General features: G+C 67.6%; 20 protein-coding genes. 13 read left to right on the forward strand and 7 right to left on the reverse strand.

Annotated elements, in window-relative coordinates; all coding sequences use genetic code 11:
* Positions 1 to 75: 75 nt before the first annotated feature.
* The 6 genes from ACSFBM_RS30280 to ACSFBM_RS30305 are packed head-to-tail and all read left to right on the forward strand — an operon-like array spanning position 76 to position 6,234.
* A complete protein-coding gene (locus ACSFBM_RS30280; RefSeq protein WP_435439272.1) occupies positions 76 to 528 on the forward strand; it encodes an RbsD/FucU family protein in 453 nt (150 codons plus the stop codon).
* Positions 529 to 532: 4 nt separating this feature from the next.
* Positions 533 to 1,510: a ribokinase gene (locus tag ACSFBM_RS30285; RefSeq protein WP_435487691.1), complete on the forward strand. Its 978-nt coding sequence runs from the start codon at positions 533 to 535 to the stop codon at positions 1,508 to 1,510.
* Entirely contained in the window at positions 1,507 to 2,562 is a 1,056-nt protein-coding gene (locus tag ACSFBM_RS30290) for an ABC transporter permease (protein WP_435439274.1), read from the forward strand. The genes ACSFBM_RS30285 and ACSFBM_RS30290 overlap by 4 nt, the downstream gene beginning before the upstream one ends.
* A gap of 9 nt (positions 2,563 to 2,571) precedes the next feature.
* Positions 2,572 to 3,576, forward strand: coding sequence for a substrate-binding domain-containing protein (locus tag ACSFBM_RS30295; RefSeq protein ID WP_435487692.1), 1,005 nt, complete (start codon positions 2,572 to 2,574; stop codon positions 3,574 to 3,576).
* Positions 3,577 to 3,598: 22 nt separating this feature from the next.
* The gene (locus ACSFBM_RS30300; protein ID WP_435487693.1) at positions 3,599 to 5,185 is read left to right on the forward strand and encodes a sugar ABC transporter ATP-binding protein; all 1,587 of its coding nucleotides are present in this window, start codon (positions 3,599 to 3,601) and stop codon (positions 5,183 to 5,185) included.
* Complete coding sequence (locus tag ACSFBM_RS30305; RefSeq protein WP_435487694.1) at positions 5,182 to 6,234, forward strand: ABC transporter permease; 1,053 nt, start codon at positions 5,182 to 5,184, stop codon at positions 6,232 to 6,234. Before ACSFBM_RS30300 ends, ACSFBM_RS30305 begins: the two co-directional genes overlap by 4 nt.
* Before the next feature lie 29 nt (positions 6,235 to 6,263).
* Here the strand turns inward: ACSFBM_RS30305 and ACSFBM_RS30310 are convergent, their stop codons facing one another.
* On the reverse strand, positions 6,264 to 7,145 hold the full coding sequence (locus ACSFBM_RS30310) for a hypothetical protein (RefSeq protein WP_435487695.1): 882 nt from the start codon (positions 7,143 to 7,145) through the stop codon (positions 6,264 to 6,266).
* Between the two features lie 253 nt (positions 7,146 to 7,398).
* Positions 7,399 to 8,286, reverse strand: a complete 888-nt coding sequence (bla, locus tag ACSFBM_RS30315) for a class A beta-lactamase (RefSeq protein ID WP_435487696.1) — start codon at positions 8,284 to 8,286, stop codon at positions 7,399 to 7,401.
* A 303-nt stretch (positions 8,287 to 8,589) separates the two neighbouring features.
* On the opposite strand from bla, the gene ACSFBM_RS30320 reads away from it, so the two are divergent.
* The 5 genes from ACSFBM_RS30320 to ACSFBM_RS30340 all read left to right on the forward strand — a co-directional run bounded on the left by ACSFBM_RS30320 (position 8,590) and on the right by ACSFBM_RS30340 (position 16,596).
* Positions 8,590 to 10,692 carry a LamG-like jellyroll fold domain-containing protein gene (locus ACSFBM_RS30320; RefSeq protein WP_435487697.1) on the forward strand — a complete coding sequence of 701 codons (2,103 nt, stop codon included), beginning with the start codon at positions 8,590 to 8,592 and terminating at the stop codon, positions 10,690 to 10,692.
* A 77-nt stretch (positions 10,693 to 10,769) separates the two neighbouring features.
* Positions 10,770 to 10,952 (forward strand): hypothetical protein, encoded by a 183-nt coding sequence (locus tag ACSFBM_RS30325; protein ID WP_435487698.1) that lies wholly within the window; start codon positions 10,770 to 10,772, stop codon positions 10,950 to 10,952.
* 34 nt (positions 10,953 to 10,986) lie between these two features.
* A complete protein-coding gene (locus ACSFBM_RS30330; RefSeq protein ID WP_435487758.1) occupies positions 10,987 to 13,263 on the forward strand; it encodes a phosphocholine-specific phospholipase C in 2,277 nt (758 codons plus the stop codon).
* Positions 13,264 to 13,386: 123 nt separating this feature from the next.
* Positions 13,387 to 14,163 (forward strand): DeoR/GlpR family DNA-binding transcription regulator, encoded by a 777-nt coding sequence (locus tag ACSFBM_RS30335; protein ID WP_435439281.1) that lies wholly within the window; start codon positions 13,387 to 13,389, stop codon positions 14,161 to 14,163.
* A gap of 114 nt (positions 14,164 to 14,277) precedes the next feature.
* Positions 14,278 to 16,596 carry an FdhF/YdeP family oxidoreductase gene (locus ACSFBM_RS30340; protein ID WP_435487699.1) on the forward strand — a complete coding sequence of 773 codons (2,319 nt, stop codon included), beginning with the start codon at positions 14,278 to 14,280 and terminating at the stop codon, positions 16,594 to 16,596.
* Between the two features lie 48 nt (positions 16,597 to 16,644).
* On the opposite strand, the gene ACSFBM_RS30345 is transcribed toward ACSFBM_RS30340, so the two are convergent.
* Together ACSFBM_RS30345 and ACSFBM_RS30350 are read right to left on the reverse strand one after the other, a co-directional pair.
* Positions 16,645 to 17,640 carry an SLAC1 anion channel family protein gene (locus ACSFBM_RS30345; protein WP_435487759.1) on the reverse strand — a complete coding sequence of 332 codons (996 nt, stop codon included), beginning with the start codon at positions 17,638 to 17,640 and terminating at the stop codon, positions 16,645 to 16,647.
* 81 nt (positions 17,641 to 17,721) lie between these two features.
* Entirely contained in the window at positions 17,722 to 18,768 is a 1,047-nt protein-coding gene (locus tag ACSFBM_RS30350; protein ID WP_435487700.1) for a GlxA family transcriptional regulator, read from the reverse strand.
* Positions 18,769 to 18,965: 197 nt separating this feature from the next.
* Here ACSFBM_RS30350 and mug point away from each other — a divergent pair, with 197 nt between their 5' ends.
* Positions 18,966 to 19,574 carry a G/U mismatch-specific DNA glycosylase gene (gene mug / locus ACSFBM_RS30355; RefSeq protein ID WP_435487701.1) on the forward strand — a complete coding sequence of 203 codons (609 nt, stop codon included), beginning with the start codon at positions 18,966 to 18,968 and terminating at the stop codon, positions 19,572 to 19,574.
* A 44-nt stretch (positions 19,575 to 19,618) separates the two neighbouring features.
* On the opposite strand, the gene ACSFBM_RS30360 is transcribed toward mug, so the two are convergent.
* The gene (locus ACSFBM_RS30360; RefSeq protein WP_435487702.1) at positions 19,619 to 21,226 is read right to left on the reverse strand and encodes a serine hydrolase domain-containing protein; all 1,608 of its coding nucleotides are present in this window, start codon (positions 21,224 to 21,226) and stop codon (positions 19,619 to 19,621) included.
* Between the two features lie 189 nt (positions 21,227 to 21,415).
* Positions 21,416 to 21,565: a hypothetical protein gene (locus ACSFBM_RS30365; RefSeq protein WP_435487703.1), complete on the reverse strand. Its 150-nt coding sequence runs from the start codon at positions 21,563 to 21,565 to the stop codon at positions 21,416 to 21,418.
* 285 nt (positions 21,566 to 21,850) lie between these two features.
* Here ACSFBM_RS30365 and ACSFBM_RS30370 point away from each other — a divergent pair, with 285 nt between their 5' ends.
* Positions 21,851 to 22,723 carry a DUF2272 domain-containing protein gene (locus ACSFBM_RS30370; RefSeq protein WP_435487704.1) on the forward strand — a complete coding sequence of 291 codons (873 nt, stop codon included), beginning with the start codon at positions 21,851 to 21,853 and terminating at the stop codon, positions 22,721 to 22,723.
* A 24-nt stretch (positions 22,724 to 22,747) separates the two neighbouring features.
* Here ACSFBM_RS30370 and ACSFBM_RS30375 read toward each other — a convergent pair whose 3' ends face one another.
* On the reverse strand, positions 22,748 to 22,996 hold the full coding sequence (locus tag ACSFBM_RS30375; protein WP_435439288.1) for a DUF3297 family protein: 249 nt from the start codon (positions 22,994 to 22,996) through the stop codon (positions 22,748 to 22,750).
* Between the last annotated feature and the right edge of the window lie 35 nt (positions 22,997 to 23,031).

A 23,031-nucleotide genomic window follows, 5' to 3' on the forward strand; every position in this document is an offset into this window, starting at 1 on the left:
AGCAAACGTTTGCGCAAACGTTTTCCTTCCTTAAGAATTACCGCCACAAGAACAGGTCCATTTGCTGGAGACAACATGCTGAAGTCCATCCATCCGCTGCTCAACGCAGACGTGCTGTACGCCCTGCGCGCCATGGGCCATGGCGACGAACTGGTGCTGTGCGACGCCAACTTTCCGGCCGATTCCGTGGCACGCCAGACCACGCTGGGCCGGCTGCTGCGCATCGACGGCGTGGGCACGACCGAAGCCGCGCGCGCCATCCTGTCGGTGCTGCCGCTCGACGAGGCGGTGGACGATCCGGCGCGGCGCATGGAAATCATGGGCCAGCCCCACGAGATCCCGCCGGTGCAGCAAGAGATGCAACGCGAGATCGATGCAGCCGAAGGCCGCTCGCGGCCGCTGGGCTCCATCGAGCGCTTTGCGTTCTATGAAGCCGCGCGCCGTGCGTACTGCGTGATCGCTACCGGCGAGCGCCGCTTCTACGGCTGCTTCGTGTTCAAGAAGGGCGTGCTCGCCCCCGAGGCCTGACGCCATGGCTGTCGCACCTTCTCACGCCGCACAGGCGCCGCACCAACGCGGCGTGGCCGTGCTCGGCATCTTCGTGGCCGACCTCGCGTTCCGAGCGGCCAACCTCCCCGGCGTGGGCCAGACCATCGCGGGTTCCGGCTTTGCCATGGGGCCCGGCGGCAAGGGGTCGAACCAGGCCGTCGCGGCGGCACGGGCGGGCGCGGAGGTGACGTTCATCTCCAAGCTCGGGCAGGACGCCTTCGGCGCCAACGCACTCGCGCTGTGGGCGCAGGAAGGCATCACGCCGCGCGCGCCCCAGGTGAGCACGCAGCCGACCGGCGCAGCCTTCATCTACGTGCACGACGTCACCGGCGCCAACGCGATCATCGTGGTGCCCGGCGCCGCGGCCCTCATCGACGCGGACGACGTGGACGCCGCTGCCGATGCCATCCGCGGCGCGCGCGTGTTCGTCACGCAGCTGGAGCAACCCGCGGGCGCCGCGCGGCGCGGGCTCGAGCTGGCGCGCGCCGCCGGCACGGTCACGGTGTTCAACCCCGCGCCCGCCCTGCCCTTCGACGACGCGCTGTACCCGCTGTGCGACTACATCACGCCCAACGAGCACGAGGCCGCGGCGCTCAGCGGCATTGCCGTGGAAACCATCGACGACGCACGCCGCGCGGGCGACTTCTTCCTCGCCAAGGGCGTGGGCTGCGCCCTCATCACCCTCGGCGACAAGGGCGCGCTGCTGCACAGCGCCAGCGGCTCGGTGCACCTGCCCGTGTTCCACGCCGGTGCCGTGAAGGAAACAGCCGGCGCGGGCGACGCCTTCAACGGCGGCTTTGCGGCGGCGCTCGCCGAAGGCGCCTCGCCGCTGGAAGCCGCGCGCTTCGGCTCCGCAGTGGCCGCCATCTCGGTCACGCGCGCAGGCACTGCGCCCTCGATGCCCATGCGCGCCGAAGTCGATGCGCTGATGAACCGCGCCGTCGGAAGGGCCCTTGCATGACCTCCCGGTTCTCAGACCGCGAACTCAACTTCCTGGTCGCCATCAACGTCGTGATCCTCGTGGTTGCAACCGTGCTCTCCAGGGGCGACTTTCTCGACGTCTACAACTTCCAGTCCATGGGCGGCCAGCTGCCCGAACTCGGCCTGCTGGCCATGGGCGTGGCGCTGTCGATGATCTCGGGCAACGGCGGCATCGACCTGTCGGGCGTGGCCCTGGCCAACCTGGCCGGCGTGGTGGCGGCCACCGTGGCGCCGATGCTCGTGGCGTCCGATGTGTCGCCCTGGCTCTACACGGGCTGGTTCGCGGTCATCGCGCTGGCGGTGGGGCTCGCAGGCGGGCTGCTCAACGGATTGCTCATTGCGCGCGCCGGCCTCACGCCCATTCTCTGCACGCTGGGCACGCAGCTGCTCTACACGGGCCTCGCGGTCGTTCTCACCGGCGGCTCCAGCCTGCGCGTGGGCAGTGCCGAGCCGCTGTCGGCCATCGGCAACGAGATGGTGCTGGGCGTGCCCATTCCGTTCGTGATCTTCCTGGTCATGCTGCTCGGCGTGGGCTGGCTGCTCAAGCAGAGCCCGTTCGGCATCCGCCTGTTCCTGCTGGGCACCAACGCCAAGGCGGCGCGCTACGCGGGCATTTCGCAAAGCCGCATGCTCATTGCCACCTACGCGCTGTGCGGCGTGCTGGCGGCGGTGGCGGGCGTGATCATCGCGAGCCGCACGGCCAGCGTGAAGTCGGACTACGGCAACTCCTACCTGCTGATTGCCATTCTCATCACCGTAATGGCCGGCGTGCGGCCGCAGGGCGGCTACGGGCGCATGGTGTGTCTCTTCTTCTCGGCCGTGGCGCTGCAGCTGCTGTCGAGCACCTTCAACCTGCTGGGCATTTCCAACTTCTTCCGCGACTGCGCCTGGGGCCTGCTGCTGCTGTTCTTCCTGGCATCGGCGCGGTTCAGCCTGGGCGACCTGCGCAGCTTCATTTCCGTTTCGCGCACCAGCGCACCGCCGCATCAGCCCCCTCCTGGCGCGACGCAACACAGAACCACCGAGGGCTAGGAGACAACAATGCTGAAGAAAACAAAGATCGCCTGCACCGTACTGGCCCTGGGCACCGTGGCCTTCGCCTCGGCGCTGCACGCGCAAGGCAAGCCGCAGGACATCGTCACCGTGGTGAAGATCACCGGCATCAGCTGGTTCAACCGCATGGAAGTGGGCGTGAAGGAGTTCGGCGCCAGCACCCCCGGCGTGGCCACGCGCCAGATCGGCCCGGCCCAGTCGGACGCCGCGCAGCAGCAGCGCCTGGTCGAAGACCTGGTGGCCAAGAAGGTCGACGCCATCGCCGTGGTCTCGATGGACCCGCCCACGCTGGAGCCCGTGCTCAAGCGCGCCATGGAGCGCGGCATCAAGGTGGTGACGCACGAGGCCGACAACCAGAAGAACACCATGGTCGACATCGAGGCCTTCGACAACACGGCCTACGGCGCGCGCATCAACGAGCGCCTGGCCGCCTGCATGGGCCAGCAGGGCAAGTGGACCTCGCTGGTCGGATCGCTGGGCAGCCAGTCGCAGGTGCAGTGGGCCGACGGCGGCGCGACCAACGCCAAGAAGTACCCCAAGATGACGCTGGTCGACGCCAAGAACGAGTCGCTCAACGACGCCGAGAAGGCCTACGGCAAGGCCAAGGAAATGCTGCGCAAGCACCCCGACCTGAAGGGCTTCCAGGGCTCGTCGTCGCTCGACGTGCTGGGCATCGGCCGCGCCGTGGAAGAAGCGGGCCTGCAGGGCAAGATCTGCGTGTACGGCACGGGCCTGCCGAGCGAAGCGGCCAAGTTCCTGGAGTCGGGCGCGGTCGGCGGCATTGCCTTCTGGGACCCGAAGGACGCCGGCATCGTCATGAACAAGGCGGCCAAGATGCTGCTCGACGGCAAGACCATCACGGACGGCGCCGACATGGGCGTGCAGGGCTACAACAAGGTCTCGGTCAAGAAGGGCCCGGGCGTCGGCATCATCGTCACGGGCCAGGCCTGGGTCGAGGTCGACAAGCAGAACTACAAGAAGTACGCCTTCTGATCTTCGCGAAAGCCTCGTGCGCATGACCTCTTCCGTGATCCCCGCGCCTTCCACGCAAGCCCCGGCTCCGGCGACCGGGCGCCGCGTCTTCCTCGAAGTGCAGGACGTGCACAAGCGCTTCGCGGGCGTGCACGCGCTGCGCGGCATCGACCTGAGCATCGAGGCCGGCGAGATCTACCACCTGCTCGGCGAGAACGGTTGCGGCAAGAGCACGCTCATCAAGATCATCTCGGGCGCGCAGCCGCCGAGCCAGGGGCGCATCGTGATCGACGGGCGCCCCCACGAATCGCTGTCACCGCTGGAGGCGCTCACGCTCGGCATCGAGACGGTCTACCAGGACCTGTCCTTGCTGCCGAACATGAGCGTGGCCGAGAACGTCGCGCTCAGCGAGCAACTGGTCGCCACCGGCGGCAAGCTGGCGCGACGTTTCGACCGCAAGGCGGTGGCCGCCACGGCGGTGCGCGCGCTGGCCACAGTGAAACTGCCGACCGATGCGGCCTTTCTGGCGCGGCGCGTCGACGAGCTGCCCATCGCCACGCGGCAACTGGTGGCCATTGCGCGCGCCGTGGCCACGCGCGCGCGCATGGTCATCATGGACGAGCCCACCACCTCGCTCACGCAGAAAGAGGTCGACAACCTCGTGCACGTGGTGGAGGCACTGCGCGCGCAGGACGTGGCCGTGCTGTTCGTGAGCCACAAGCTCGACGAGTGCATCGCCATGGGCGGCCAGGCCATCGTGTTCCGCGACGGCACGAAGGTGGCGCAGGGCCCGATCCGCGATTTCACCAAGGCCGAGCTCGCGCACTGGATGACCGGCAAGCAGCTCGACGGCGCGCGCTACCGCCACCAGACGCACGGCGGCGACGCCCTGCTCGAGGTCGATGCGCTGGGCCGCGGCGCGCAGTTCAGCGACGTGAGCTTCACGCTGCACAAGGGCGAGATCCTGGGCATCACCGGGCTGCTCGACTCGGGCCGCAACGAGCTGGCGCTGGCGCTGGCCGGCGTGCAGGCCGCCGACCGCGGGCGCATTGCGCTCGACGCACAACAGATCGTTCTGAAAACGCCCTCCGACGGTATTCGCCAGGGCATCGGCTACGTGCCCGAGGACCGCCTGAGCGAAGGCCTGTTCCTCGACAAGCCCATTCGCGACAACATCGTGACGGCGGTGCTGAGCCGCCTGCGCGGACGCTTCGGCGCGCTCGACGGCAAGCAGTGCCAGGAACTTGCCGAGCGCACCGTGCGCGAGCTGCAAATCGCCACGCCGGACGTGGACCGTCCGGTGCAGTCGCTGTCGGGCGGCAACCAGCAGCGCGTGCTCATCGGCCGGTGGCTGGCCATCGACCCGCGCGTGCTGATACTGCACGGCCCCACCGTGGGCGTGGACGTGGGCTCCAAGGACACCATCTACCGCATCGTGCAGCGCCTGGCCGAGCAGGGCCTGGGCGTGATCCTGGTGAGCGACGACCTGCAGGAGCTGCTGCAGAACTGCGACCGCATCCTGCTGATGCGCAAGGGCCGCATCGCCAACGACTTCGACGCGCAGGGCCTGGCAGAGAGCGAGCTCTACCACGCGCTGGTTTCAGACACCCCCTCCCCTGCATTCTCATGACGGCTTCCACCATGCAAGCGCATTCCACGCCGGCACCTTCTCCATCGGCAGTGGCCGCGCCCAAGCCGCCGGCCTCCTGGCGTGGCTGGCTCGCGCAACGCCCTTCCGTCTTCACGCTCGCGCTCATCGTGCTGGTGTGCCTGGCGGTGGGCGCCATCAACCCGAGCTTCTTCCAGCTGCCGGTGCTGTTCGACATCGTGCGGGCCTGCACCGTGGTGGGCCTGTTCGCGCTGGGCGTGCTGATCGTGCTGGCCGCGGGCGGCATCGATGTGTCGTTCGCGGCCATTGCGGCGCTCACGATGTACAGCATCACCAAGCTGGTGCTGAACTACTTTCCGGACACGCACATCGCGGTGCTGCTCGTGGCGGGCGCGGCCAGCGGTGCGGTGCTGGGTGTGCTCAACGGGCTGCTGGTGCACTGGCTGAAGGCGCCCTCGCTCATCGTGACCATCGGCACGCAGTACCTGTACCGCGGCATTCTTCTCACCTTCGTGGGCACCGTGTTCTTCATGAACGTGCCCGCGCCCATGGACGCCTTCGGCAAGCTCGCGCTGTGGCGCTTCGACACGCCGCAGGGCCTGCACGTGGTGCTGCCCGCCACGGTGCTGGTGCTGGCCGGCGCCGCGGTGCTGACGTGGTGGCTGCTGAACCGCACGCTCATCGGCCGCGCGGTGTACGCCATTGGCGGCAGCCTGGCCATTGCGGAGCGGCTGGGCTACAACCTGCGCACGGTGCACGTCTTCGTGTTCGCGTACGCGGGTTTCCTGTCGGGGCTGGCGGGCATCGTGCACGTGTCGAGCACGCGGCTGGCGAACCCCTTCGACCTGGTGGGCAACGAACTGGACGTGATTGCCGCCGTGATCCTCGGCGGCGCGCGCATCACCGGCGGCAGCGGCACCGTGGGCGGCACGCTGCTGGGTGTGGTGCTGGTCACGCTGATCAACAACGTGCTCATTCTGGCGGGCGTGCCGAGCACCTGGCAGAAGGTGATCATCGGCGCGTTCATCCTGGTGGCGGGGGCCTGCTTCGCGATGCGCAAGCAGGGCTGAAGGCCCCAGCGAAGATCCACGAAAACGGCTTACTTGACGATCTTGCCGCTCGCAACGTCCGTCACCGTGCCGTCGACCAGGCTGATGCGGTAGATCTCGCGCGTCACGTTGCCCGCAAAGGCCAGTTCGACGATCGACACGTCGCGAAAGGTGGTGTCGATGCCCTGCGGCAGCACCGTGTTGAATTTGGCGGCCACCTGGTTCATCGACGCCTGCAGCGCGGGGGTGAACGGTGCCATGCTGTAGACCAACGTGTTGTGCGGGTTGTGCGAACGCAATTCCTTGCCGTCCTTCACCACGTTCACGCCGCTCACGCCCACCGTCTTCACCAGGTCCTTGCCGGCGTCGCCCATCCGGGCGTAGACCGGGCCGGTGACGCGCGGCAGCGGGCCGTCGCGCAGCGGCGCCATGGCCGCGGTGGTCACGGTGTTGTAGGCCATCATGTCCTCGAAGCCCTGGCCGGTCTTCACGATGCCGAGGTCCAGCCACCAGGGGCGGCCCGCGTCCTTCGCGGCTTCGGTCGTGTAGAAATTCTTCAGCGTGAGCTTGATGGGCGCCGGCGGCTTCGGCAGTGCCTTGAGCATCTTCTGCGGCGTGGTCGGGTCGGCGCTGTGGATGTGCACCACCGTCACGTGCGGAATGTTGAAGTTCTGCGCCTCGGCCTGCAGGCCGAGCCGCACCAGGTCTTGCCGCAGCGCCGGGTACACGCGCGCGTCGAGCACGTCGTTCACCTCCTTCGGCAGCCTGTAGACGACACCGTAGGTCGTCTTGTGCGCACGGAATTCGGGCTGTCCGATGCTGCTGTTGTCGATGGCGGTCGCCGACGGGGCGGTGGTGCCGCATGCCGTGACGAGCGAGCCGAGGGCGATGGCACAGGCCAGGGGCCTGAGGGTCTTGAAGGGGCGGATCATTGCAATTCCATTTTCAGAAAAACGTCATGGCGGCGAGCCGCCATGACAAGGCACGGCCAGGCTGCAGGTGAACCGAGCAGTGGCCGCAAAAAATGGGATGGAACGGATCGCGGGGTTTCAGCGTCATTCGCAAAGCACTGCGTCGGCGCGTTTGTAGTTATTGCAACGATTTCCACAATCACCATTTATGCCACCATCGTGCGCGATGGACATGACGTTTCCTTGACACCCTGAACGCAGCCCCTGTGCTTTGTCAGCCCGCGAGCGCCGCCACCGCGATGCGCGTTGCCGACGCGATGACGTCGTTGCGTCCCTTGGCATCTTTCTGCGGAAACGTCAGGTAGACCGACAGCACCAGCGGCGCACCGGCCGGCGGCCAGAGCACGCCGGTGTCGTTGGTGCTGCCGTACGAGCCCGAGCCCGTCTTGTCGCCGACCTTCCAGCCCGCGGGAACGCCGGCCAGGAATCGCTCGGTGCTGGTGGTGTTGCCCAGCAGCCAGGTCTTCAACTGCTCGCGCTGGGCCGCACCCAATGCATCGCCCAGCGCCAGCCGCTGCACGCTGTCGGTCATGGCCGCGGGCGTGGTGGTGTCGCGCAGGTCGCCGGGGATGGCGGTGTTGAGCTCGGGCTCCGTGCGGTCGAGCCTGAAGGTGGCGTCGCCGATGCGGCCCGAGAACGCCGTGACCTCGGCCGGCCCGCCGAGCAGTTTCAGCAGCACGTTGGCGGCCGTGTTGTCGCTGTACTGGACGGTGGCGGCGCACAGGGCAGCCACGCTCATGCCCGTGCCCACGTGCTTCTCGGTGACGGGTGAATAGGCGACCAGGTCGCTCTTGCCGTAGGTCAGCTGGCGCGACAGCAGGCCGGCGTCTTTGGCGCTGCGTTCGAGCACGGCGGCCGCGAGCATCAGCTTGAAGGTGCTGCACAGCGGAAAGCGCTCGTGCGCCCGGTGATGGATGCGCGCGCCGCTGCCCGTGTGCAGGCCGGCCACGCCGAGGCGGCCGCCGCAGGCGCGCTCCAGTTCGGCAAGTTGCGCTTCGCCTGAAGACTGCGGGCCGTTGCGAGACCAGGCAGTGCATGCGCTGGCCAGCGGCAGCACGGAAGCGGCAAGCAGCAGGGTGCGGCGTTGTACGGATGAATTCATGTCGTTCTTCTTTCTTTCGGCGAGTGGATGGGACGACAGTCATCGTAGGAGCGCGGCCTGCGATGTTCCAGCAAGCCGGCCGTGCTCGGCGTCCCGGGTGTATCCGCTGTAACGGCGCGCGCGAACGGCGAAGGGCACTCGCACTGTCAAAGCGCTGTCACTTGAGGACAGCAAGATCTGAGGCATTCAAGGTATTTGTGCGTTTTCTTGCAAATGGTTGCAAGACCGCAAGCACCCACCACCACACAGATTCCGGGAGCGCGGCCCTGCGGGCGCGCATTCCACATTCTTCGGGAGAACCACATGATCAGAGGAACGACCGCGCGCGGCGCGTCGGCGGCGGCCAGCATCTGCGCCCTGCTGCTGCTCGCAGCCTGCGGGGGCGGCGGCAACGGCGCCGGCTTCTCGCCCGTCGGCGCACTGCCGACGGGCAGCACCGGTAGCACGGGCAACCAGGCGGCAGCCAGCACCAACCAGGGCAAGAGCGGCCCCAAGGCCCTGGTGGTCGAAATCGACGGTCTCACCCACGCGGCGCTTCGCGATGCCATCGCACAGAAGAATGCCCCGGCGCTGCAGTCGTTCCAGTTGGCACCGGCCTGGACCGGTGGCGCCAACGGCACGCTCACCGAGCAGCGCCTCACCGACGGCCCGGGATGGGCCACGCTGCTGACCGGCACGTGGGCCGAGCGCCACGGCGTGCGATGGGACACCGCCGACCAGCGCATCGACCCCAAGCGTGCACCGTCGATCTTCGCCATGGCCAAGCAGAAAACGGCTGCCGGCTACAAGACCGGCGCCATCACTGCCAACGCGGTGTATCCCCTGCTGCTGGCCAACGAGCCCGGCAGTGTGGACACCGCCTTCGACTGCGCGGGCTCCGATGGCTGCGTGACAGAGCACACGGCGCAGCGCATCGATGCGGGTGACGACCTGGTCGTGGCGCAGTACGGCGCGCCGGCCGCCGCGGCAGGCTCCGGCCTTGCGAGCGACGCCTACCGGCGTGCGGTGGCCGACACCGCCAAGGCCGTCGGCCAGTTGCTGGCGCGCGTCGCGCTGCGCACCGCCAACGACGCGAAGGAAGACTGGCTCGTGATCCTCACCACGGGCCACGGCCTGGACGCCTTCGGCAGCAACACGGGGCTGCAGACGACAGAGAACAAGACCGTCTTCATCGCGAGCAACAAGAGCCTGGCGAGCCTGCCCGGCATCGGCTCGGCGGCTCCCGTCGACAACACGCTGTTGCAGCTTGCCGCGGCGACCGACATCGCGCCGACCGTGCTGCGCCACCTGGGCGTCGCGCCCGCGGCGCCCGACTATCGCTTCAACGGCCAGGCCCTGCAAGCCGCAACGTCGCTGCGCGGCCTGTCCGCCAGAACGGGCGCGGACAAAGGCAGCATCGAACTCTCGTGGACGCTCGCGGGCGCCACGACCGCATCGGTGCAGGTGCTGCGCGACGGCCAGCCGGTGGCCACGCTGCCGGCCTCGTCGACCGCCTACACCGACCCCATCACGGCCGCGAGCGACGGCATCTACAGCTACCAGTACACGGTCGTCGCCGGTGACGCCAGCGTGGCGCTGACCGCGCAGATCGCATACGTGAAGCCGTTGCCACCGGAGCCACCGGTGCCGCTGGCAACCACGCTGGCGAACGGACTGGTCGACTACTACCCGCTCGATGCACTGCCGGGCACCGATGCGAAGAGCGCGTCCACGCTCGCACCGTGGGCTGCGGACGCCAATGGCGGCACGCTGGTCGACGACGGCTTCCAGGCCCCGTACAAGGCCAAGGCGCTGCGCGTGGACAGCACCGTGAAGAACGCCGGCGGCACGGCCGGCTACCGCTTGGTGCAGAACAGCGACGTCACCACCGCCCCCGCTGTCACGGCCTTCACCATCGGCTTCTGGATGCGCACCGACAGCACCTGCACGCAAGGCGTGAGCAACGGCGGCACGGTGATCGGCAACAAGAACTACACCACCGGTCTCAATGCGGGCCTGGCCATCGGCCTGTTCGACAGCTGCGAGATCCGCTTCAACGTGGGCACGGGCAGTGCGCGCGCCGACAGCAACGGCTACAGCCTGAGCGCAGGCCAATGGGCCTACGTCGCGGTGGTGATCGACAAGACGGCCCTCACGATGAAGGGCTACGTGATGGACCCCGTCAGGGGCATCCAGACCAATGGCGTGGCCATCACCAGCGCGCTGGTCGGCAAGCTCGGCGGCCTCGGCAACGGCCTGGGCCTGAACGAGGACGGCACCGGCCTCTACTACCAGCGCGAAGCCAGCTCGCCGCGCGGCCCGATGGACTTCAACGAGTTCGCCATCTGGAACCGAGCGCTTACGAACGACGAACTGACCAGCATCTTCAAGTCGGGCCAACCGCTGTCGACGCTGCCCGGTCTCTGAGCCTTGCTTGCCTTGTCCCTGCGTCCCCCTCTCACCTTTCCCTGCTCCACAAACACTGCACAACAAAGGATAGACCCATGAAATCTGCACTCCTGAGCGCGCGCCTGCTGGCCGCGCTGGCCGTGGCCTGCGCGCTTTCCGCCTGCGGCGGCAGTGGCGGCGGCGGCGGCGTCACCGGTGGCCTGCCCACCGCGCCCACGACACCGACCACACCCGCCCCCGACAACGGCACCGCGCCCGTGAAAAGCTGCGCACCCTGAGGCCCACGACATGAACGACAAGACCCACAAGCCCATGAACTCGCGCCGCAAGTTCCTCACCGGCACCGCCACCACGGGCGCGGCCGCGCTCGCCATCTCCGCGTTCCCGCCCAGCATTCGCCGCGCGCTCGCCATTCCCGCCAACAACAAGACCGGCACGATCATGGACGTCGAGCACGTCGTGATCCTGATGCAGGAGAACCGTTCGTTCGACCACTATTTCGGCATGATGATGGGCGTTCGCGGCTTCGGCGACCGCTTCACCATTCCGCTGCCCAACGGCCTGAATGTCTGGCAGCAGAGCGACGGCAACGGCAAGCCGGTGCTGCCCTACCACCTCGACCAGAGCCAGGGCAACGCACAGCGCGTGAGCGGCACGCCGCACAGCTGGGGCGACGCACAGAACGCCTGGGACGGCGGGCGCATGAACCAGTGGCCGCGCTTCAAGACCACGGCGTCCATGGGCTACTTCAAGGAAGCCGAAGTCCCGTTCCAATACGCGCTGGCCAACGCCTTCACGGTGTGCGACAGCTACCACTGCGGCATGCACACAGGCACCAACTCGAACCGCCTGTTCCATTGGACCGGCACCAACGGCCCCTCGGGCCAGACGAGCAGCGGCCTGGCGGGCGTCTCGTCCATCGACAACACCTGGGAGAACCTGCGGGAACCCTGGGACCCAAAGACCAATCCCGGCGTCGATTCGACCCAGTACGGCTGCAACTGGAAGACCTACCCCGAGCGCCTGCAAGAGGCCAAGGTCAGCTGGCTCGTCTACCAGAACCTGCCCGACAACTACACCGACAACCCGCTGCACGGCTTCCAGCAATACCGCGTCGCCAACAAGCTTTCGGGCAAGAACGACATGCGCTACGACGGCGACGCCAGTCCGCCCGCGGGCGTGACGGTGCCGGCCTACGACGCCGCCAGCGACGACCCGGGCAACCCGCTGTACAAGGGCGTGGCCAACACCATGCCCGACGGCGGCTTCCTCGGCACCTTCAAGCAGGACGTGCTCAACGGCAAGCTGGCCCAGGTGTCGTGGATCGTGGCGCCCGCCACCTACTCCGAACACCCCGGGCCATCGAGCCCGGTGCAGGGCGGCTGGTACATCCAGGAGGTGCTGAACGCGCTCACCGCCTCGCCAGACGTGTGGAGCAAGACGGTGTTCATCGTCAACTTCGACGAGAACGACGGCTACTTCGACCACATGCCCTCGCCGTCGGCACCGTCGCTGCTCAACCCCACCGACCCGAACAGCGCCGCCGCGGGCAAGACCACGCTGTCGGATGCCGACGTGGCCTTCGAGCGCCATACCTATCCGCTGGTCGGCAGCACCACGCCGCCTGCCGACGGTCGCGTGTACGGCCCCGGCCCGCGCGTGCCGATGTACGTGATTTCACCCTGGAGCCGCGGCGGCTGGGTCAACTCGCAGGTGTTCGACCACACCTCGGTGCTGCGCTTCCTGGAAGCGCGCTTCGGGGTGAAGGAGCTGAACATCTCGCCGTTCCGCCGCGCGGTAAGCGGCGACCTGACGAGCGCCTTCAACTTCGCCACGCCCAACACCGAAGTGCTGCCCACGTTCGCCGGCACCCGCACCAAGGCCGACGCCGACAAGCTGCGCGCCGACCAACAGGCGCTGGCGCAGATCGTGCCGCCCACCAACGCGACGCTTCCCAAGCAGGCCACCGGCACCCGCCCCTCGCGCGCGCTGCCCTACGAGTTGCATGTGAGCGCACGCGCGGACGCGCTCAACGGCGCGATGCGCCTCATCTTCTCCAACACCGGCAAGGCCGCCGCCGTGTTCCACGTGTACGACAAGCTGCACCTCGACAGGCTGCCGCGCCGCTACATGGTCGAGCCCGGCAAGATGCTGGACGATGTGTGGAGCGGCACGGCGGACACCGCCGGCAACTCGTACGACCTGTGGGTGCTCGGGCCCAACGGCTTCCACCGCCACTTCAAGGGCAACCTGGACACGCTGCGCGCCAGCAACGCGCCCAACCCCGAGGTGCGCGTGTGCTACGACATTGCCAACGGCAACGTGTACCTGGAGATGCTCAACGGCGGCACCAACGCCTGCGGCTTCACGGTGCGCGCCAAGGCCTACCGCAACGACGGCCCGTGGGGCGCGAGCGTGAACGGCGGCGCCAAGGCCGAGCAGCTCTGGAAGCTGGACAGCAGCGGCCAGTGGTACGACTTTGCAGTCACCTGCGACGCCGACCCCACCTTCTACCGCCGCTTTGCCGGCCGCGTGGAAACCGGCAGGCACTCGGTCAGCGATCCGGCCATGGGCCTTGCCGATCTCTGACATCGGCAAAATGGCGCGAGTTGCGCGCCTGGTCATGGCCTGTTTCCGGCCTTGAACATGCAGACCGGGGCGGCCGTCGCACTGAGGCCGCCCCTTTTTCCGTTTACCCGCCCGCATTCATTCATGCTCCAAGACGAACGATTCCTGCGCATCCGCAGCCTGCTGGCCACCTTCTCGCGCCTGAGCGTCGAGCGCATCGTGCAAGACCTGGCGGTGTCGCGTGAGACGGTGCGGCGCGACCTGCTCGAGCTCGAAGGCCTGGGCGAGCTGCGTCGGGTGCACGGCGGCGCCATTGCCACCAGCGCCGAGCCCGAGCCGCCGCTGGCGGTGCGGCTGGTGGCGCGGCAGCGCGAGAAGCGCGCCATCGCCAAGGTCGCCGTGACGCTGCTGCGCCCTGGACAGACGGTGTTCATGGACGCGGGCAGCACCATGTCGATCTGCGCGGAAGAAATTGCCACGCTCAGCGGCATGACCGTCATCACCAACTCGCTGAACATCGCGCTCAAGCTCGCAGGCGCGGGCGAGGGGCGGCTCACCGGCAACCGGACCATCCTGCTGGGCGGAGAGATCGACGTGAAGGCGCAGGCCACCTGTGGCGACACCACGGTCGAGGCCATCCGCCGCTACCGCGCAGACGTGGCGCTGCTGTCGCCGGTGGGCCTGCATGCCAAGCATGGCGCCATGAGCTTCGAGCACCACGAGGCCACCGTGGCGCGCGCCATGGCCGAGCAGGCGCAGCAACTGATCCTGCTGGCCGACCACGCCAAGATCGGCCAGGCCAGCCGCGTGAGCTATGCGCGCGCGGCGGACATCGGCGTGGTGGTCACCGATGCCAAGGCACGCGACCTGCCGGGCATGGCGGCACTGCGCAAGGCATGCGAGCGGGTGGTGCTGGCCTGAAGCGCTCACGCTGAAGGCTAGCGGGCACGGCAATCAGCGGCCGTCCTACAGCGTTCGCGCGGGGCACGGCCGAGATTGCAGCGTCCCCACTCGCCACGCGCACGCTGCCGCTTCATGACCGCCCCACCCTCCAAGACCGAGCCCAGGATCAAGCCCTATCCCTTTGCCGCCGGGGGCTGGGGGTCTTTGAAGGCCGTCACCACCAGCCTGCTGCACGAGCACGCCGGCCTGGCCGGCGCGCGTGCGCTGCTGCACCAGAACAAGACCGACGGCTTCGCCTGCGTGAGCTGCGCCTGGGCCAAGTCGGCGCACCCGCACACGGCCGAATTCTGCGAGGCCGGCGCCAAGGCCACCGCCTGGGAGCTCACGGCCAAGCGCGTGCCGGGCGCCTTCTTCGAGCGCCACACGGTGGGCGAACTGCTGCGGTGGAGCGACCACGAACTGGAAAGCGCCGGCCGGCTCACCGTGCCGCTGCGCTGGAACCGCGACACCGACCGCTACGAAGAAGTCGGCTGGGATGAGGCCTTCGAAGGCATCGGCGCCGAGCTGCGGGCGCTGCGCGCCGTGAACGCCGAGTCGGTCGTGTTCTATGCATCCGGGCGCGCATCGCTGGAAACCAGCTACATGTACCAGCTGCTGGCGCGCCTGTACGGCAACAACAACCTGCCCGACAGCTCCAACATGTGCCACGAGAGCACCTCGGTGGCGCTGCCGCAGACCATCGGCGTGCCGGTGGGCACGGTGACGCTGGACGACTTCGAGCACACCGACGCCATCTTCATCTTCGGCCACAACACCGGCGTGAGCAGCCCGCGCATGCTGCACCAGCTGCAGGACGCCCGAAAGCGCGGCGTGCCCATCGTCACCTTCAACCCGTTGAAAGAGCGCGGGCTGGAGCGCTTCGCCAACCCGCAGTCGCCGCTGGAAATGCTCACGCCGGTGGAAACCGCCATGAGCACGCAGTACCTGCAATTGAAGACCGGCGGGGACATCGCCGCGCTCACCGGCCTGTGCAAGGCGCTGGTGGCGATGGACGACGCCGCGGTGCAGGCGGGCCGGGCACGCGTGGTGGCGGCCGACTTCATCGCCGAGCATGCCCACGGCTTCGAGCCGTTCGCGGACTCGGTGCGCGCGGCGCCCTGGGAAGCCATCGAGGCCGAGTCGGGCCTGGAACGCGCGGCACTGGAAGAAGCCGCGCGCGTGTTCGCGGGCGCCAAGGCCGTCATCGGCATCTACGGCATGGGCCTCACCCAGCACCGCAAGGGCGTGCAGAACGTGCAGATGCTCAGCAACCTGCTGCTGCTCGGCGGCCACATCGGCCGCGTGGGCGGCGGCATCTGCCCGGTGCGCGGGCACTCCAACGTGCAGGGCCAGCGCACAGTGGGCATCAGCGAGAAGCCGGAGCTGGTGCCGCTCGACAAGCTGGCGCAGCTGTACGGCTTCGAGCCGCCGCGCAAGAAGGGCCTGAACACGGTGGAGACCTGCCAGGGGGTGATCGACGGTTCGGTGCGTGCCTTCATCGGGCTGGGCGGCAACTTTGTGCGGGCGGTGCCGGAAACACGGCGCGTGGAAGCGGCCTGGCAGCGCCTGCGGCTCACGGTGCAGATCGCCACCAAGCTCAACCGCAGCCACCTGGTGCACGGCGAGGTGTCTTACGTGCTGCCTTGCCTGGGCCGCATCGAGATCGACGTGCAGGCGGGCGTCGAGCAGAGCGTGGCGGTGGAAGACTCCACCGGCTTCATGCACGCCTCGCGCGGCGTGGCGCAACCGGCGGCGCACACGCTGCGCTCCGAGGCCGCCATCGTCGCGGGCATTGCCAAGGCCACGCTCGCGCCCAACCCGCTGGTGCCGTGGGACGCATGGGTGGGCGACTATGCACGGGTGCGCGATGCCATCGAGGCGACGTGGCCCGACATATTCCGCGACTTCAACGCCCGCTTTCGCATGCCCGGCGGCTTCCAGCGGCCCGTGCCCGCACGCATGCGTGTGTGGAAGACGAAGAACGGCAAGGCCAACTTCATGCGCTTAGACAGCCTCGTGGCCGACCCCGACACGCCCGAGACCGGCCCCGACGTGCTGCGCCTGATGACGCTGCGCAGCGACGACCAGTTCAACACCACCATCTACAGCCTGGATGATCGCTTCCGTGGCGTGTACGGCTCGCGCAGGGTGATCTTCATGAACCGGGGCGACATGGCGCGGCTGCGCCTGGAAGAAGGCGCGCGCGTGACCGCAACCACCGCCGTGGAAGACGGCACCCTGCGCGCCGTGCAGGGCCTTCGCGTCACCGGCTACGACATTCCCGCCGGTTGCGTGGGCGGCTACTACCCCGAGTGCAATCCGCTGGTGCCGCTGGCGCACCATGCGCTGCAGAGCATGGTGCCCGCGTCGAAGTCGATTCCGGTGCGGCTGCGCGCCGAGGCCGGGGGCTGAGCGCCAACCGAGAGCACCAGACCGTGCCGGGCGATGGCACGCGCTACCTCATCTCGGGCCGAGCAACTTGCCGCTGCCGATCATCTGGACGGTGCGAACCGTCAGGACCGCAATCAGGCCGCTGAGAAACACCAGCAGCGCCACCGCCAGTGCCGTCACCGGTGCATACCGTGCGTGCTCTGCATACCGGAGCGCCGCATTGCAGAGCGCGGCGATCGGGAAGCTCAATGCCCACCATCCGGCTGCAAAGGGAATGCCGCGCCTGAAGACCTTGAAGACCAGCGAGAAGAAAACGAAGAGCCCGAAATAGAAAAGCATGGCCGCGAAGGTGTCGACCCGCTCGAAGAAGCTGGTGTACGCCAGGAAGCCGACTTCGAACGGTGCAATCAGGATCATCAGGGACGGCACCATCTCGGTTGCCAGCTTCTCGTGGTGATGGATGAGCCTGGACACGATCATGGTGAAGAAGACCAGCGCGACCATCGTGCCCACCGCCATCGAGAACAGGTTGACCTCGTTCGCCCAGGCCATCGGCATGGCGCTGCCGGCCACCGTGATGTCCAACGTGGCCACGCCGGGAATCAGCCACGCCGGCACGGCGTGGCCCGCATCGACCTTTCCGCGCAACAGCCGGCTGACGATGGTGAACGAGAGTGCAATCGTCGCCACCGCGCCGATGCTCCAGAGCACCTGCGACGCGCGCGCGCTGACCGGCGCCACCACCGACGAGATCAGCAGCGTGGCAATGGTCACCGTGCCGAAGAAGTTGCCGGCGATGGGGTGCAGGAACTCGTTGCGCACCACCTGCGGATGGCGAACGGCCTTGCAGGCATAGGCCACGCACAGCAGCACGAAGATTGCAACGGCAACGCTTCCGATCGCACCCTCGATCAGAGGACTGGTGCCGAACTGGTGGCCGGCCTGCCGCCACGCCGAAGCCAGGCCCGAAATGCCCATGACCGAGGCGAACAGATTGACGGGAAGGTACTGAATGGATGCCTGCCGCGGGTGGCCCGCCGGGCTCAGCGTGTGCGTGGTGTTGATACGTGCTCCTGGATTGACGCGGTCGCGCCGCCTGCGAATTCGCGTTCGCTGCGGCAACCCCGAAAGTCTAGGGACGGCGGGTCAGGCGCGGTCTTCGGATGCGGCCGGTTTTGAGCCATTCACGTCCGTTTTCAGGACAGCAGAACGGCGGGCGCGCGACACTGCGGCCTCCACACCCCGAAAGCGCTCCCGGTAGGCCCGGGGCGTGGTGTCGAGCCGCTTCGCGAAGATCACCCGCATGTGATTGGCGCTGTGAAAGCCGCATCGAAACGCCACCGTCTTCAAGGGCAGGTCGGTCTCTTCCAGCAGCTTGCGGCAGAACTCGACGCGCACCTGGTCCACGAACGCCGAGGGCGTCATGTGGGCGTCCTTCGCGAAGACGCGCGAGAACGTTCGCCGGCTGACCCCCACGGCATCGGCCAGCTGCTCGATGGACAACGGCTCGCTGAGATGGTCCGTGACATGGCGCAATACCTTCGCCACGATGGTCTCTTCCTTCGGGCCGACCGCCAGGTAGGGGCTGTATTGCGACTGCCCGCCGTCGCGGCGGATGTACACGATCAGCCGCTTGGCAATGCGCAGCGCCATCTCGTGGCCCCAGTCCTCCGTGACCAGGGCAAGGCACAGGTCGACGCCGGCAGCGACACCGGCAGAGGTGAACAGCTTGCCGTCTCGCACGAAGATCTTGTCGGGCCGAACCAGGGCCCGCGGAAACTGCGCGACGAGGCGGTCCACGTCGTGCCAATGGGCAGTCACCTCCTTGCCGTTCAGCAAGCCGGCATGCCCCAGCGGAAACGCGCCGTTGCACACGGAGCCGAAGCGCCGCGAACCCGCGGCCTTGTCGCCCAGCCACTGCAGGAAGCTGGGCGCGTAGGTCTGTACCTCGTACAGCTTCGGGCCACCAGCCACAAGCAGCAGGTCGGGCTGGTCGTCGTAGTGAAGGTAGTCGGTCTCGACATGGAGCGCCATGCCGTTGGCGCACCGCACGCTGCCTGCGCGCAGGCCTACCAGCGTGATCTGGTAGTGCTGGTGCGGGGGAAGAAAGTTGTTGGCCTCGGCGAAGACATCCATGGGGCCGGCAACGTCCAGCGCCTGCACCCCTTCGAAAACGACGATCACCAGCTTCATGATTTCAGCTTTTCGTTCTTGCGCGGGTCCGCACCTGAAGCTCCCTGCAACCGAGCCGACGCATTCTAGGACGGCATGTCTTCCTCGGAGCGCACGGCGGGCGGTGCGCCCGTGCGTGGCCTGAAACCGTCGCAGTCTGGCCGGGAAGCGCGGCATTCGGCGGCATGCGCCTCCAGGCGCCAACCTAGACTGGCTGCATGAGTGAAGCACCCCCGGTTCCGAAGCGCGCCGCGGCCGAACAATTCATGCGGCACCAGCCGGACACCGAACTGCCCGGCATCGCGCCGGAGGGGCTGCCCGAGCTGTTGCGGCCAGGGCTGGAGATCGTCTTCTGCGGCATCAATCCGGGCCGACGCGCGGCCGCGTCCGGTCGCCATTTCGACGGCAGAGGCAATCGGTTCTGGCGCGTGCTGCATCTGGCCGGGTTCACCGCGACGCTGATGACGCCCGAGCAAGGGCCACTGTTGATGGCACTGGGCTATGGCCTGACGACGGCCGTCGATCGGGGCACCGCACGCGCGAGCGAGGTAGCGGCACATGAGTTTCTCGCTGCGGCCGAGCACTTCAAGCGGAAGATCGTTGCGTGCAGCCCGCGTCGGCTTGCCTTCCTGGGCAAGGCGGCCTATGCAGGCATGACGGGCCAGAAGCACATCGCGTGGGGTCGCCAGGCCGCGCGCTGTGCCGGCGCCGAAACCTGGATTCTTCCGAATCCGAGCGGGCTCAATCGCGCGTTCTCGCTCGACGGCCTGGTGGAGGCTTACCGGGCGCTCCACGACGCCGCGGTGGTCACCGCGCGAGCGTCATGAAGCACTGCGTGGTTGCCTGACCAGGCGGCGATGCGACCGACACGCTAATGCGTGCGCGGCACCGCACTCGTCAGCAGCCCCAACGCCTGGTTCAGCGTAGAGGTGGCGAACCGCTCGCCCTTGGAGTAGCCGATCCGCACAACGACAAGGTCATGCGATGGCACTACGACCACGTACTGACCCGCGGCACCCAGCATGTAGTAGGCGGAGGTGGGCACGGCCAGCGCGCCGGTGCCATTGATCCAGAAAAAGCCACCGTAGATGGGGCGCTTGTCCGCGGCCCATGCAGGAGCGACGGTACTCACGAATTTGACGAATCCTTCGGGAAGGATTCGCTCGCCGTTCCACACGCCGTCCTGCAGATACAGGTTGCCCAGCCGCGACCAATCTCGCGCGGACATGAAGTCATAGCCCTGCGTCAGAAAGTTGCCGTAGGGATCCGTCTCGATCACCATCGACCGAATGCCTATCTTGTCGAAGACGCTTCGCTGCGGGAACGAAAGGTATTCCTCACCGCGCTTCTCCACCGCAAGTCGCACCAGGTAGTTGGCGAGCACCGGGTCCGTGTTGCGGTAGCGCCCGACCGTGTTCGCCGGCCATTGCTGCGGCCGTGTCGCGGCGTAGTTGAACGCGTTGATCCTGCCGGTGTAGAAATAAATGTGGTCCGGGTAGGTTCCGTTCGGGTCGAAGTCCGGGTCGTCCGGCGCCTTGATCCGCAGGCCGCTCGACATGTGCAGGATGTCGGAGATGCGGATCTGCTTTCGGCCGTCTCCTTCGCCCTGCCACTCGGGAATCGGGGCAGGCTGATCGAGCTGATAGACACCCTGCTGCATGAGCACGCCAAGCATCGTGGCGGTCACGCTCTTGCCCATCGACCATGATTCGAGCGGCGTCGTCACCCCCACGCCGGCTTGGTACCGTTCACCGACGATGCGCCCCTTGTGCGTCACCACGACCGCGGAGGTGTAAGCCTCCGGGTTTCCAAAGGCGGCGTCGAGCGCCTGCGTGACCTTGGCAACGTCGACCTCGGCGGGCAGCGGGTCGGACGGCAAGACGTCCCCCATGGGCCAAGGCAGGGTGTCGGCGGCGCCCAACGCGCTCTTGACTTCGACGGGCTTGAAGAAGACATCGTCCTTGCCCGCCGGCAGCGTGATGCAGCCCTGGGAACCGAAGTAACGCGCCACCAGCGTCGGTCCACTGGGAATCGAGATACGCACTTCCTTCTTGCTGCGGTCGACGACCGGCGTGCCCACCAACTTTCGCTGCGCATAGGGCCCGACGAAGTACCCGAGGCTTTCGGCAGCGACCGCGGGATCGATGCCGGTGATGAACACGGCCGAACACATGCTCTTGGCGTAACCCGACGTGTTGTGCTCGAGAACATCGCCCGGCGGCGGCACATAGGGGGTGTTCAGCTCCAGACACTTGGCCCGCGCAATCAGTGCGCTGGCGGCCGGCAGCTGCGACGTGATCGACGGAGAGTCGCACGACGGGGCGGCTTCGCTGGTGCTGCCGGAACCGCCGACCGGAAGGACGACGCCGATTCCGGCACCTCCACCACCACCACCTCCTCCGCCCCCACCGCCGCATGCGCTCAGTGCCACAGTCAAAGCGAAGGCCACGGCATTCGCGTATCTCTTGGTGTGTGTCATATGGCCTTTGTTCGAGGTCTTCGATTGCCTGTGGAGCGCGTTGACAACGCTTCGACGGCCCGCCCTGATGAAGTTTGGCCGGACTTGTTCCCCACAGCGATGAAACTGATCGAAATTAAAAGCATTGCGCGCACATACGCTTTCGGTTACTCATTCAACTGATCGACGCAACACACGAAAACTGTGCAGTCAAAAGAATTGATGCAGTTGACGTTCGAATACGGATTTATTACTTACAAAGCCGGAAAGCGCCGACGCAGAAGCACGGGACGCGACATCAGCCCCGACCGGCAGATGGCTGGATTGTTTGATCGACGCCACATGGACGTGCTGGTTCACGGCACCGGCAGAGCTCGATCACTTTGACAACGGCTGCCTCGACCACGTGCGGCAGTGGTCGGCTGAATTCCGCCAGCGTGCGCCGCGTATTGGCGCTCCCCCGCACAGCTATGCTCCCGCCACATGCCGCCTTCGAACAAGCTCCCTCGCGCGTCGCGCGGCCTTCTCGGCCTTCTGCCCCTGCTGGTCTGCACCCTCGGGCTGGCCTTCTCAGGCCTCGCATCCGCGACTCAAACCTGCACCGAAACCGCCACCCAACTCCCCTCTCCCTCTCGCGCCCTCGCCATGGCCACCTTCGCCGTGCAGGAGCACCAGGCCTTCGGCGCCCAGACCATGGATGCCGAAGGCCGCATGACCGAAGCCGGCGACTCCGAGGCCGAGGACACGCGCCGCACCGTCCCGGGCCTGGCGCCCTGGCAGCGGGTGCTCGGCTACTGGCAGGCCGTCGACCCGCGGCTGCCCACGCAGGTGCGCTACGGCGCGCTGCGCCCCGCCAACCGGCACCTGCTGATGCAGGCGTTGAACGAGGCGACGTCCGGGCGGCTGCAGGGCATGGGCGTGGGCCCGGACGAGGGGCTGGAGTCCACCGAGCTGCGTGCCGTGCAGGTCGCGCTGGCCCGCGCCTCCGTCATCGACACGCCCTGGTCCGCCGCGTTCATCAGCTGGCTCGCACGCCAGGCCGGGTTGGCCGAAGAAGAGTTCGTTTTCTCGGAGGCGCATGTCGACTACGCCGGGGCGGCGTGGCAGGCGGGCGTCGAAGAGGCGGCAGGCCGGCCCACGCGCTCTGCCCTGCGCGCGTGCGACCTCACGCGCACGCCGCCGCGCGTGGGCGACCTGGTGTGCCAGGCACGCGGCGCGGGCGCCGGGCTGGACACCTTCGACAAGATCGGCGAGGTGCTGGCCACGCGCGACATCGGCGGCGAGGCGCTGCCGATGCATTGCGATGTCGTGGTGAGCGTCGATGCCTCGGGCTTCGACACGGTGGGCGGCAACGTGCTGCAGTCGGTCACGCGGCGCCGGCTCGACTTTGCGCCGGGCACCCTGGTGCTGGACCCGAGCTACCTGCCCGAGGGATGCGCGCCGACGCCTGGCGTGGCCGGCTGCATCGATCGCCACATGAGCCGCCAGCCTTGGTCGCTGTTGCTGCAGTGGCGCTGATCGATTGAAAAACGGCTTGCTGGCTTACTTGTAGAACGCTTCCACGGTGCCCTTGAGCTTGAGCAGCAGGGGCTTGCCCTTGCGGTCGACGGTCTTGCCGGCCGGCACCTTGACCCAGCCTTCGCTGATGCAGTATTCCTCGACGTCGAGGCGTTCCTTGCCGTTGAAACGAATGCCGATGTCGTTCTCGAAGGCGGCCGCCAGGTGGTGCGGGCTGCGCGGGTCGCTGGAGAGGTGGTCGGGAAGGGGTGGGCGGGAAGTGGCTTCTGTCATGGCGCGTGATGATAGGGGCTCCCGGGCGCCCTGCC

It is taken from the genome of Variovorax pasteuri (assembly GCF_051216435.1).
Taxonomy (GTDB): domain Bacteria; phylum Pseudomonadota; class Gammaproteobacteria; order Burkholderiales; family Burkholderiaceae_C; genus Variovorax.

Coding starts and splice junctions, on each gene's coding strand:
- ACSFBM_RS30280 (WP_435439272.1), top strand. CDS start 76: ATGCTGAAGTCCATCCATCCGCTGCTCAACGCAGACGTGCTGTACGCC.
- ACSFBM_RS30295 (WP_435487692.1), top strand. CDS start 2,572: ATGCTGAAGAAAACAAAGATCGCCTGCACCGTACTGGCCCTGGGCACC.
- ACSFBM_RS30320 (WP_435487697.1), top strand. CDS start 8,590: ATGATCAGAGGAACGACCGCGCGCGGCGCGTCGGCGGCGGCCAGCATC.
- ACSFBM_RS30285 (WP_435487691.1), top strand. CDS start 533: ATGGCTGTCGCACCTTCTCACGCCGCACAGGCGCCGCACCAACGCGGC.
- ACSFBM_RS30310 (WP_435487695.1), bottom strand. CDS start 7,145: ATGATCCGCCCCTTCAAGACCCTCAGGCCCCTGGCCTGTGCCATCGCC.
- ACSFBM_RS30300 (WP_435487693.1), top strand. CDS start 3,599: ATGACCTCTTCCGTGATCCCCGCGCCTTCCACGCAAGCCCCGGCTCCG.
- ACSFBM_RS30360 (WP_435487702.1), bottom strand. CDS start 21,226: ATGACACACACCAAGAGATACGCGAATGCCGTGGCCTTCGCTTTGACT.
- ACSFBM_RS30340 (WP_435487699.1), top strand. CDS start 14,278: ATGACCGCCCCACCCTCCAAGACCGAGCCCAGGATCAAGCCCTATCCC.
- ACSFBM_RS30335 (WP_435439281.1), top strand. CDS start 13,387: ATGCTCCAAGACGAACGATTCCTGCGCATCCGCAGCCTGCTGGCCACC.
- ACSFBM_RS30290 (WP_435439274.1), top strand. CDS start 1,507: ATGACCTCCCGGTTCTCAGACCGCGAACTCAACTTCCTGGTCGCCATC.
- ACSFBM_RS30370 (WP_435487704.1), top strand. CDS start 21,851: ATGGCCACCTTCGCCGTGCAGGAGCACCAGGCCTTCGGCGCCCAGACC.
- ACSFBM_RS30330 (WP_435487758.1), top strand. CDS start 10,987: ATGAACTCGCGCCGCAAGTTCCTCACCGGCACCGCCACCACGGGCGCG.
- ACSFBM_RS30350 (WP_435487700.1), bottom strand. CDS start 18,768: ATGAAGCTGGTGATCGTCGTTTTCGAAGGGGTGCAGGCGCTGGACGTT.
- bla (WP_435487696.1), bottom strand. CDS start 8,286: ATGAATTCATCCGTACAACGCCGCACCCTGCTGCTTGCCGCTTCCGTG.
- ACSFBM_RS30325 (WP_435487698.1), top strand. CDS start 10,770: ATGAAATCTGCACTCCTGAGCGCGCGCCTGCTGGCCGCGCTGGCCGTG.
- mug (WP_435487701.1), top strand. CDS start 18,966: ATGAGTGAAGCACCCCCGGTTCCGAAGCGCGCCGCGGCCGAACAATTC.
- ACSFBM_RS30305 (WP_435487694.1), top strand. CDS start 5,182: ATGACGGCTTCCACCATGCAAGCGCATTCCACGCCGGCACCTTCTCCA.
- ACSFBM_RS30375 (WP_435439288.1), bottom strand. CDS start 22,996: ATGACAGAAGCCACTTCCCGCCCACCCCTTCCCGACCACCTCTCCAGC.